This is a genomic window from Paenibacillus wulumuqiensis (assembly GCF_000971965.1).
Lineage (GTDB): Bacteria > Bacillota > Bacilli > Paenibacillales > Paenibacillaceae > Saccharibacillus > Saccharibacillus wulumuqiensis.
This window is the reverse complement of record NZ_KQ040792.1, coordinates 564,744-576,283: the sequence shown is the minus strand read 5'-3', so window position 1 is coordinate 576,283 and position 11,540 is coordinate 564,744. Positions and strand designations below refer to the sequence as shown.

The following is an 11,540-nucleotide window of genomic DNA, read 5'->3' as shown; positions in this document are numbered from 1 at the left end:
TTTGCTGAATGTTCGACACATGCATGACACTTACGTACCCGTATGGATTGCATCATGTTCCTGTTGCGTTGCCAGATGAGTTTAGGCATGCCAAAAAGGACACGGCTAGCCGTGTCCTCCAGATAGGGAATGATGCCTTCCCCGGATTATTCTTGCCGGAATCAACCGGCCGCCATAGTTCTCAGTTCTCCGCCAATCGGCGGTTCTGACTGCGTTCCCTGCCCCAGAACATACCGTCCAGAGACAGCAGTGCGCTGCCGCTGATCGCCATCTGTAGACTGGTAATCAGCAGCAGATAATTGAACTCGGTACCCATCAGGAACGGGTCCCCTTTGTGAGCGGTAACCAGCGTACCTACAATGATACAGGCAGTTACGACTCCGGCGATCCGGGTGAACAGCCCCAAGATAAGTGCAATTCCTCCGGCAATTTCCAGTACGGCTACAACCGGCGCCAGCCAGCCCGGCAATCCCATTCCCTGAAAGAACCCCATCGCGCCCCCAATCCCGCCCTGGAACTTGGACAGGCCATGCAGCAGGAAGATCAATCCTGTCAGCACTCTCGTAATCAGTATCCCCAATTCTACATTCCTTCTTGCCATATTCATTTGAACGCCTCCTTGATGGTTTACACTACACGTTGTAGTGTTATGATTTAAAAATAAAGCCGCTGTGCCGGACATGCTGTAAATTCGGCATATCCGGCCTGCATCTTACTCAATCAGCGACCATAATAACAAAATGCTCAACAGCACCAATATCGGCAGAGATACGAGAATCGACCACCATGGTAATCGGGGCGATATTCCGCTCTGCGGATCGATAATCCGTTGTATCCGGTAGTTCAGTGATGTGTCCGCAAAGGACGAATAAATCATTCGTGCCGACACTTCCATCCGGGAACCGGAACGCTTGACCAGCTTCAGCAGCGCACCTCCGATACCGATTGGTGTACCCAGCCGCTCAATCGCATAATTGTCTGCCAGAATCTCGCGTGAGATTTTGTAATGCTGGGCCAATGTACGGACAATCGGCAAAAACCACAGCGCACATGCCGCCTGTCTCAATAAGAACGTCGTCAGCGGATCACGCTTATGATAATGAAACAGCTCATGATGAAGCACCGCCTGCTGTTCGTCCTCATTTAACAGAGCTAGCAGTCCTTCGGACAGGACGATACGTCGGTTCACAATACCTATTGTCAGCGCCAGCGGCTGCTCGCAGGAGACAATCAGGAATATTTCCCGCCCATTCGGACTGTACCGCTCATTGTAAAGAGCGGACAGCCTGTGGTTCTCCAGCTGAAGGAAGCGCCGCATCGCACGAAATGACCCGTACCACTGATCCAGCCCATAACCGATATACAGTACAAAGGTACAAAGAACCAGCATCTCCAGCAGATGACTGACCGACAGCCAGCCATGTGCCTTCATCCACTGATTACAGATGCGCAGTAAGTCAAACGGAATATTCCAACCGAAAAATACATGCAGCGCATACATCACCATCAGACCCATCGTAAACAAAGTGATGAACAGCCCTGTCTTCAGCAGTCTTTCGGAACGACGTTGCCACCATTCTACGCGTTGTTTTTCCATTGTCTGATCTTTTCCTCCAAGGCTTGAATAAGTTGAGGATCCACCTCTTCAAGTACATCCACCATGTGGTTTACAGCGAGTGATCCAAACTCTTCCATTAATTCATGAGTTAATTCCCTGGATTGATGGTTCAAAAAATCTGCGCGACTCTCCGACGGGATGTAATGAAAGCTTCTGCCTTCGCTTTGTTTGAGCAGGGCGCCCTTGTCGACGAGACGGTTCATGACAGTCATCACCGTATTGAAGCTAAGCGGCTTGGCCGGCTTGAGTGATGTCTGCACTTCCTTGATCGTCATCGGATGATCCATGTCCCACAGCACATTCATAACCTGTGCTTCCAATGGGCCAAAAAAACGATCCATCCCTGTAGCCCCTACTTTGAAATTTTGTATTTTCATTTTGATCTACGCCACCTCACACTACATATTGTAGTGTAGTCATTCAAAACAAGTCAAATTTCAGTACTTAATTGTATATTATCATATTATGTGTATCAGTCCATCCTTTTTTAACAGTTATTTGTCGGCATGTTGTATAAAAATAACGAATATTCTTCCTCCCAACATTCCATTATTCATTGTTAGACGCAGAAAATGCTTTAAAACCAATTTATATTTTTTACCATATCATCCATATGACCATAAGTATTTATTTATAAAAAACGCGAAGACCCCAATATTCGGTCTTCGCGTCCGTATCGTCTCCAGTCCTGCACACGGTATCCAATTCACTGTACACCGGTCTGACATTACATCGTACTATTCTTCCATTCAGCGCTCATCGGTCCAGACAACGGTCAGTTCCACCTGTCCATCTGCGGATGCCGCAGGCACGGCGGTTAGAATCCAGTTCTGCCGGGCCGCTTCATTGGTTCCCTGAATGACCATCTTGCGTTCGCTTATCGTCTCAATCGCATCCTGCATATCATGCTCGCGGAAGTACTCGCTGTAGGTCTTGGCCAGTGTCTCCATACTGAGCCGGGTCTGGAACGTGAACAGAACAAACTTCTCTTCATCAGTACTATTCTGCACCGCTGTAACGGTCTGCGCATCATCGGGAACAGGGAAGCTGGCAGGCAAATTAAGAGGCCGCTGCTGAATGGGCTTCACAGTCGAATCCGCCGCTGCATAACCTGCCGTACTCCATAAACCGATCATCATGAACACTACAACCATACCGCATATCTTCAGGCTCCATGATTTCCTCATGATATACCTCTCCTTTGCTGTTGCAATCATAATCTCGGGCTTACAGCATTCCGGCAAAGTATGGCTTTTACCACAGTGTCCTTACCTACAATGTATCTCTCTGGATGGAATAGATCCCGGCAGGCAGCAGGGATGATAAAAGGAGAAGAAGACAGAAGGAAGCCCACACTATATCCTGCTCATAGTATTGCTTCCTTCTGCTGTATATATGATGGCCAGATCGGCCTTGTCCGCTGCGGCTTACGGGTTCAGGCAGCATGTACGGGGTTCGTCATCCTGCATTATTTCCCGGCTGAGTACGCCGCAGACAGTGAAAAGTATGAGCTTGTTGAACAGCTCCGTATCCTCTGCTTCCGGGAGAGCGATTCAACAGGCTGTATATAAAAGCATCCTGCCTTTCGGGTGATGATAACACCATACCCCTTCTTATGATCAAAGCAGGCTGCTGGATAACGTTACTACAAATCAAGAACGCATCTGGGACATGAATTCACTGATATCCACATTCAGTCCCTGAGCGAGACGCATGCCGTATTCACGGTCCGCACGGATAAAGTTACAGATCGCGCGCAGCTGGATATCCTTTTTCACTCCCTGTAAATCATTAACCAAATTTTGAAGTAAATTATCTCTTTGTTCGGCTGTATAGGAACGATATTGTTCACCGGCCTGGGTGAAATCATCGGTTTTCTCAATTTTCTGACGGGTTACCTTGCCTTCGATCTCTACTTCGCTGTCACGATAGGCTGGATCTTCAACAGGTCCATCCGTATAGCTGTTTGGTTCATAGTTGAAACGGGAATTATCCTGGTTCACATTCATCAGTCCATCACGCTGGTGATTGCGCACCGGTGCGTACGGGCAGTTGATCGGAATCTGCAGATAATTCGGTCCCAGGCGGTGGCGCTGTGTATCCGGATAGGAGAACAGACGACCCTGCAGCAGCTTGTCTTCCGACGGCTCAATACCGGGTACGAGCGCGCTTGGAGAGAATGCGGACTGCTCCACTTCGGCAAAGAAGTTGTCCGGGTTCTGGTTCAGTGTCATCGTGCCGACCAGATGGAACGGGAACTGCTCTTCCGGCCATACTTTGGTAGGGTCCAGCGGATCAAAGGAATAGCTGTCGATATCCTCCGGCTTGATGAACTGTACTTTCAGTTCCCACTCCGGGAACTTGCCCTGTTCAATATGGTCAAACAGATCGCGGGTCGCATGGTTAAAGTCTCTGCCCTGCTGCTCACGCACTTCATCAGCGGAGAAAGTACGTACGCCCTGCTTGGATTCCCATTTGTATTTGATATAAGTCACTTTGCCCTCGGCATTGATCCACTTGAAGGCATGAACGCTGAATCCGTCCATCTCGCGGTAATTGGCCGGGGTGCCGTGATCCGAGAACAGCCAGGTCATCATATGTGTCGATTCCGGCGTCAGAGTCATAAAGTCCCAGTAGCGGCCCGGATTCTGAATATTGGTCTGTGGGTCCGGCTTGAGAGAATGTACCATATCCGGGAATTTGATCGCATCGCGGATAAAGAATACCGGCAGATGGTTGCCTACGATATCATAGTTGCCTTCCTGGGTGTAGAACTTAACGGCAAAACCGCGCGGATCGCGTGCCGTCTCCGGAGAACCGACTCCGTGGATAACGGTGGAAAAACGTACAAACACCGGTGTCTCCAGTCCTGCTTCCTGCAGAAAAGCGGCCCGGGTGTATTCCTTCATGCTGTTGGCCACGCGGAATACGCCATGGGCTCCGGCACCGCGGGCATGTACGACACGCTCGGGAATACGTTCACGGTCAAAATGGGCAATCTTCTCGATAAGGTGGTAATCCTCCAGCAGTGCAGGTCCTCTGCGGCCGGCTGTTCTGGAATTCTGGTTATCTCCTACAGGAGCACCCTGGTTGGTGGTTAGACGGTTATCCATCGTTAGAATCATCCTTTCAAATCGGACAGAATCAAGTCTGCTGTCTTACCGGTCTATTCCTGATCTATTGTCCATCAATGAATTAGACTTGCAATTAGACTTAATTCAAAATCCGTAAGTTTAGAATCATTCTAACATCGCCAACCGTGCGATTCATGAGGTACACATGAGCCTTGGGTGAGCCTTAAATGAAGAAGTGGTGAATATTCTTTCATCCGTCTCATTATCCTGTTATTTCTCAATAAATCCATTCACCTGTTAAAAGCGGAATTTCAACCACAAAACTTCCGGCTAACATATATAGCAAGCTTAATCCCATTAATCTGCGAGACGGTAACCGACACCGCGCACAGTAGCAATATACTGAGGTGCGGACGCGTTGTCGCCGATTTTCTTGCGCAGACTCTTCACATGCACATCGACCACATTGCTGCCGCCAAAAAACTGGGTGCCCCAGATTTCGCTCATCAGCTGTTCACGGGACAATACACTGCCTTCCCCTTCGATCAGCATGAGCAGCAGATCATACTCCGTCTTGGTCAGCTCGACACGCTGCTGTCCGCGGTGTACCGTCATTTTCTTGCGATCGATCCACAGATCCTTGAATACCGTACGATGCTGGGTATCATCCGCAGCAGGCGCAGCGGGACGGCTTGCATTGGAGCGAATGACACGTTCCACATGATACAGTCCTTCCTGCGGACGCATCGGCCAGACAAGCAGTTCTTCCTCGGTCCATTCCTTCATACCCAGGGCCAGCATCTCCTCACGAACGAGGAAAATGGATGGTACATGAGAATTATTATCATTTACGCGCAGCTTGGCGAGCTCAATGTCGCTGCTTCCTGCAGAAGTAATCATATCAAAAATGTACAGATCCGCACCGATTGCACCAGCGCCGTTATTTTCCCAGCGGTGGAATACCATCACATCAAAGCAGCTGTCGGACAGCATGCGTGTCAGTTCATGAATACGGCTCGGAGCCGGACTGATAATAACGACGCGGCGTGTTACCGGGCAAGCCTGAATCCCTATCTCCATGTCTCCGTAGCTGTTGTCCGGAGCCCAGTTGACGCTGGATCTTGAATCAGAAAGATAATCATTCTCAATTACTTTTTCGATTTGTTTTTGCATTCGGTACACACTCCTTTAAATACAACATGTGCATGATGGACATCGTACCCGGTTTCCTCCGCTACATCAGCGTACCATTGCAGCGGTGCATCGGTCATGACTTCATCCACACGTCCGCAGGTTTCACATACAATATGCTGGTGATCGTCCATTTTGCCATCATAGCGGCTGGCCGTCTCACCAAGCTTAAGTTCACGGATCAAGCCGTTATCTGTCAGGTATCTAAGCGAGTTATATACAGTACCATAAGCGAAATTATGACCACGCTCTACCAACCGGTTCATTACGTCAGCGGCAGTCGGGTGATCCTCGGCGTTGCAGACGATTTCGTAGACAGCTTTGCGCTGCGTCGTCAGATTGATAGTTTTCACATGGATCATTCCCTTAATTTGATTTTAGAATAAGTATAAATCCATTTCAAATGTCGGTCAATAGGTTTGCGAATAATACGAGAATCATTCTCATAGATTTTAATTATTTACTATATAATATTCATTAAACGGTTCTTTTGTCCGTGAATAGTTATTCCGCAGTGTCGTATAATGTAGAATAAGCGACATATAGATCAAGTCCCTTCAGGCAATTCCTGCGCTGTATGCGATATGCGTAATGACTCGCAGACCCGCATAACCAGTACGTTAAAAAAGCTTACCTCATAACAATTATCTTGCATGCATAATGTCAGCATTCGTAGTTTCCCCTTACAGTTATTTGTAAAATGGATTGCTCACTGCGCTTTCATCCGCTATATTTTATTTAAAAACCTTATAACCTTTTGAGCTTTTGAAACATCATTCTCATGAACCTTACACGAAACGATTCGACTATATTTTCAAATCCAGCTATACCTTTACTTACTAGTTGCCTAATCAAGTAATTACACAAAGGAGGTGTGCCCTTTGGATAATCTGCTGCTAATCCGGGACAGACTGGAAAAACGTATTCAGCAAGAAGAGATTTCCATGAGCCGTTTTGCCAAGAAACATAGTATCAATGTGGGAATCATCAGCTCCATCCTTAATGGCAACCGTGTACTCAGCATCGAGCAGCTCGACAAGATCACCGAGATTCTGGAGTTGGAGAAGGGCGCGCTGTATGACCAGTACATTAATGAATATCTGAACGATGCCACACCGGATTGGCGGCGGATCAAGCCGTTTTTGTACCGGTGTGTCGAGCTGGACAAGCTGGATTGTATCCAGAAGATTGTCAGTATGCTCGCAGGCAAGTCACAGTATCCGGGATTCCTGTTCGAGACAGCCGAGGACTTTTTCCGGGAAGACAAAAAGGAAGCTGCCAGCATGCTGTATGAAAGCGTAGCCGAGAGCGAAAACAAGCAGCATTCCGAGCGGCTGGCGATCTGCCATTATCGTCTGTTCATGGCGAGACAGGGAGATGACCAGGAGGAGAACTATCAGCTGGCGATCCGGTTCGAGCCATTTGTGGAACGATTGAATGAAGTGGAACAGCTGGATGCGTATACCGATCTCGCCAATACGTACCGCTCCCTGCGCAACTGGAAAAAGGTCGAGAAGATCGCCGAGATTCTGCTGGACAAAGCTAAAGTGCTCTACGATCGTAAACAGGCCGGCGAGCTGCCCACTGACCGCCAGCCGCAAAAGCCGTGGTTCTTTTACATATCGTATGCGTATCTGCTGCGCGCTCATGCGAATGAGGAATACAAGGATTACGAACAGGTCGCCCATTATCTCAAGCTGACCACCGAGCTGGACTGGGTGCAGGAAGAGGACGAAGAGACTTTATTATGGAAAAACCGGTTTGAAGAATGGGCACGGGCCAACAGCTATGCAGCACGGTTGTATGCCGGTGAGCCGGATGTGCTGGAAGAGTATGTGCAGTATGTGGAGCAGCGACCGGAAGAACTGCTCGTGTTCCTGCTGAATGTAGTGACTGCGGCCAATCGCCATCGGCTGGACCTGAGTACGGTACTGCCGAAGTTCAAGCATGAGATCGACGATCTGGAAGCGCAGACACTGGATGATGAGCTGTATACGCTGCAGCTCAACCTGGAACGTTATGCCCGGCTGCTGTACGAGCTGGCGACGTATTATCTGGAGCATGGGCAGTACGGGCAGGGATTTGGGTATTTGCTGGAGTGTATGCAGCAGTCCCAGCAGTGGAATTACAGCCTGCTGCTGCTCAAGTGTACGAATCTGTTCGAGCGGTTCCGAGGCAATGCGATGGAGGATGTAGTGGCAAGGTATGAGGAGCTGTATATGTATACGCAGCGGCTGCTGCATCTTTGAGGTTAGTGTGACGGGTTGAGATTGTAGCAAGTTTCTTTTTTGAATTTATCCATAGCTAAAAGACCTTGAGGAATATCCTCAAAGTCTTTTTTTATTGGAAAACAATATGACACAAAAATGCTTTTTGACTATCCATGGCGGAAAGCAAGTAATATGTACAATAATTCTTTTCATCTTCTCTTACATAGAATGTCGACGAGTATTCTATAAATCGTACCAATGAAGTGAATAGACTCCTGGCTTTATTTATATTGAATACGTTCAGTTTAATCATGATATTATATTGGCCGTCTTCATAATGAATAGAAGAATCCGAAATACTTTTCTGTCTTTCCAAACTCCCAGCAGGATTGATTTTTTTGGAAGTCTCTATGTACCATCAACTTTCTTTATTCACAACTTCTTGTTTACCATTCGTACTATTTTTTTAAAATACCATGGGCTATATATTTCACTACTAGGTATACCAGGCCATTCTCCGCTGCCGGTATCCCACTTTCTCAGCAACTCGGCATACTTTGGATCTTTTACTAAGGTTTTAGTCTGTATCGTATATGCATAATATATATTACAAGAGAAACATTTAAGCTTATCCGATATACTTCCGAAACCAACAACATACAATTCTTGATTACACTCCGTACAAACTACCTTATGTTTTCTTAAATAATCGGATAATGACATGAAGCTTCCTCCCTTCTATTAGTAAAAGAAACTCAGGTATGATTTCACACATTATGCTCTGGCAATTCTTCCTGGCGGTTCCCGAACGTGATCTTTAAATTGAGCCTTGTACACACCAATCTGCTTATATTTCTCTCGGGCATCGTTTATTCTCCTTTTATTCATTTACGCTCCATCTGCATTCCAACTAAACCCATAAATCCCTTCTGTACCGCTATACTACAGAAGGGATTTTTAGTTAGGGCTTTATTTCTTTACTTTAACACTTCTTCAATCGCAGTCACTACATCCTCGCTCAGCTTCACACCTGCAGCTCCCGCATTCTGCTGAATCTGCTCCGGACGGCTCGCTCCAACCAGGGCGCTGGAGACGTTATCCTGGCGCAGAATCCAGGCCAGTGCCAGATGGGTCAAAGACAATCCGGCTTCGTCGGCGATACGCTGCAGCTGCTGTACCTGACTCAGGCGCTGCTCATCCAGCTTTTTCTCGTCCCATCCGAGCTTGGCGGCACGGCTGTCGGACGGGATTTGGCCGCCGGAGGTGTATTTGCCGGTCAGCAGTCCCTGAGCCAGTGGCGAGTAAACAACCTGGCCGATGCCGTATTTCTTGCCGAGCGGGATCACTTCTTCTTCTATATAACGTTCAAACATATTATAGATTGGCTGATTCACGACGATCCGGTCGAGCAGATATCGGTCGGCTACCCCGACAGCCGCCTGCATCTGTGCAGCGGTCCACTGGCTCACGCCGACGTACAGAATCTTGCCCTGGCGCACCAGATCGTCGAGCGCACGCAGCGTCTCTTCGATCGGCGTCTCCGGGGAGAAGCGGTGGCAGTAGTACAGGTCGATATAATCATGGCCGAGACGCTTCAGGCTGGCATGGCACTGCTCCATAATATGCTTGCGTGACAGGCCTTTATCATTCGGACCGTCTCCCATATTGCCAAACACCTTGGTCGCCAGTACATAGGATTCACGTGGATACGACTTCAGCGTCTCGCCGACTACCTTTTCCGCTTCTCCGCGTTCATACACGTTGGCGGTATCGAAGAAATTAATGCCCAGATCATACGCGGCACGGATCGAATTGACCGCATTCTCCCGTTCCACATATCCTCCATACGTCAGCCAGCTTCCCAGACTAATCTCACTAACCTTGAGCCCACTTCCGCCCAGTCTGCGGTAATTCATCGTCATCGGTTACAGCCTCCTCGTTAATATGTATCATGCGTCTGTTCCCTCCAGCGGATATACCGGAATTGTACAGCCATCCCTATCGGAATAGGCGCATCTGTGTTCTATTATATCGCCAGAAGAATCCGCTTCCAAATGTTTATCCCGAAAATGATCCGACATCCTCCTCCCCTGACGCCTGTCGGGAATCCGTATGAAAAATCCGGCATCGCGATTGAGCAGACTATAATAGCGTTTATATACAGTTATCAGCTCTTTTAAATAGCGAAGTTACTTGGGCTACCATACATATAAGCAACTAAGCCGCATAGAGTTGGACTATTTTCCGGGAGGAACCTGTCTATGATACAAAACCGCTTTTTTCGTATTGGCGCGGGCATTGCGCTGATACTGCTGATCATCTATCTCGGGACGCTGGTTGATTTTATCTTTGTGCCGATCCGCTCGCTGATCAGTCTTACGATTGTACCTCTACTCATTACCGCATTTATCTACTATCCGCTGCGTCCTCTGGTAAATTGGCTGGAGCGCAAGCGCAAAGTCAAGCGTTCCATGTCCATACTTATGATCTATGTGGTGATCATTCTGGCTCTGGTCATTTTCTCCATGATCGGCTGGCCGACACTGCGTGATCAGGTGACCAGCTTCGTACAGAATACGCCTGAGTTCACCAACAGCATTATTCGACAGGTCGAAGCGCTGCAGCATAACTCGTTTATCCAGCAGTATTTGCCGGATCGGGGAGGCAGCGACGATATGCTGTCCCGGCTTACCGAATATCTGAATACGGTATTCACCTGGCTGTCGGATCATATTTCCAGCATGTTCTCCTTTGTATCCAATATTGTGCTGGTTATTGCTACCGTGCCGATCATGCTGTACTACCTGCTCAAGGACGACAAAAAACTGTCCGAGCGTCTGGTACTGCTGTTTCCGCAGAAATTCCGTGAAGACGGCAAGCTGATGCTGGCCGAGATTGATGATTCCCTGAGCAGCTTTATCGCCGGACGCGTACTCGTCAATTTCGCGCTGTGTATACTGCTTTATATAGGGTTTCTGATTATTGATCTGCCCTATTCGCTGCTGCTCGTGTTCCTGGCCTTTTTCCTGAATTTCATCCCGTATATCGGAGCGATTCTGTCTGCTGTACCTGTGGCGATTGTCGGCTTTATAGACTCTCCGATGATGGGGATCTGGGCGATCGTAATTGTAATTGTAGCCCAATTGATTCAGAACAATCTGCTGGAGCCGATCATCTTTGGTAATCAGCTGGATATTCATCCATTCACCATTATCGTACTCCTGCTCGTCGGGGGAGATATGGGCGGCATCCTCGGTATGCTGCTGGTTATTCCGATCTATATGGCCGTCAAGATTACGATTGTGCATATTTACCGGATGTATCTGAAGGAGAAGATCGGCAATGACTTTCAGTAGGGTGTGCTCCTTTATCAAATCTTCATGTTAGTAAAACAAGCAATGTTCGTTAATATTATAGCGTGCGGCAGATCAGGGATATGCGAAGCCG

The 11,540-nt window shown here is 48.0% G+C and carries 11 protein-coding genes; 2 read left to right on the top strand and 9 right to left on the bottom strand.

Annotated elements, in window-relative coordinates:
* Positions 1 to 181: 181 nt before the first annotated feature.
* The 7 genes from WH45_RS02495 to WH45_RS02465 form a co-directional block, all read right to left on the bottom strand.
* On the bottom strand, positions 182 to 607 hold the full coding sequence (locus WH45_RS02495) for a DoxX family protein (RefSeq protein ID WP_052723585.1): 426 nt from the start codon (positions 605 to 607) through the stop codon (positions 182 to 184).
* 105 nt (positions 608 to 712) lie between these two features.
* A complete protein-coding gene (locus WH45_RS02490; RefSeq protein ID WP_046212786.1) occupies positions 713 to 1,597 on the bottom strand; it encodes a M56 family metallopeptidase in 885 nt (294 codons plus the stop codon).
* The gene (locus WH45_RS02485; RefSeq protein WP_046212785.1) at positions 1,579 to 1,995 is read right to left on the bottom strand and encodes a BlaI/MecI/CopY family transcriptional regulator; all 417 of its coding nucleotides are present in this window, start codon (positions 1,993 to 1,995) and stop codon (positions 1,579 to 1,581) included. The genes WH45_RS02490 and WH45_RS02485 overlap by 19 nt, the downstream gene beginning before the upstream one ends.
* A 372-nt stretch (positions 1,996 to 2,367) precedes the next feature.
* The gene (locus WH45_RS02480) at positions 2,368 to 2,805 is read right to left on the bottom strand and encodes a hypothetical protein (RefSeq protein WP_046212784.1); all 438 of its coding nucleotides are present in this window, start codon (positions 2,803 to 2,805) and stop codon (positions 2,368 to 2,370) included.
* A 465-nt stretch (positions 2,806 to 3,270) separates the two neighbouring features.
* Positions 3,271 to 4,731 (bottom strand): catalase, encoded by a 1,461-nt coding sequence (locus tag WH45_RS02475; protein WP_046212783.1) that lies wholly within the window; start codon positions 4,729 to 4,731, stop codon positions 3,271 to 3,273.
* 318 nt (positions 4,732 to 5,049) lie between these two features.
* The gene (locus WH45_RS02470; protein ID WP_046212782.1) at positions 5,050 to 5,865 is read right to left on the bottom strand and encodes a winged helix-turn-helix transcriptional regulator; all 816 of its coding nucleotides are present in this window, start codon (positions 5,863 to 5,865) and stop codon (positions 5,050 to 5,052) included.
* A complete protein-coding gene (locus tag WH45_RS02465) occupies positions 5,841 to 6,236 on the bottom strand; it encodes a Fur family transcriptional regulator (protein ID WP_046212781.1) in 396 nt (131 codons plus the stop codon). Before WH45_RS02465 ends, WH45_RS02470 begins: the two co-directional genes overlap by 25 nt.
* A 528-nt stretch (positions 6,237 to 6,764) precedes the next feature.
* On the opposite strand from WH45_RS02465, the gene WH45_RS02460 reads away from it, so the two are divergent.
* Positions 6,765 to 8,132, top strand: coding sequence for a hypothetical protein (locus WH45_RS02460; protein WP_046212780.1), 1,368 nt, complete (start codon positions 6,765 to 6,767; stop codon positions 8,130 to 8,132).
* A 393-nt stretch (positions 8,133 to 8,525) separates the two neighbouring features.
* On the opposite strand, the gene WH45_RS02455 is transcribed toward WH45_RS02460, so the two are convergent.
* Entirely contained in the window at positions 8,526 to 8,816 is a 291-nt protein-coding gene (locus tag WH45_RS02455; protein ID WP_046212779.1) for a hypothetical protein, read from the bottom strand.
* A gap of 254 nt (positions 8,817 to 9,070) precedes the next feature.
* Entirely contained in the window at positions 9,071 to 10,009 is a 939-nt protein-coding gene (locus WH45_RS02450; protein WP_046212940.1) for an aldo/keto reductase family protein, read from the bottom strand.
* A gap of 345 nt (positions 10,010 to 10,354) precedes the next feature.
* Here WH45_RS02450 and WH45_RS02445 point away from each other — a divergent pair, with 345 nt between their 5' ends.
* Complete coding sequence (locus WH45_RS02445) at positions 10,355 to 11,449, top strand: AI-2E family transporter (protein ID WP_046212778.1); 1,095 nt, start codon at positions 10,355 to 10,357, stop codon at positions 11,447 to 11,449.
* Positions 11,450 to 11,540 lie beyond the last annotated feature (91 nt).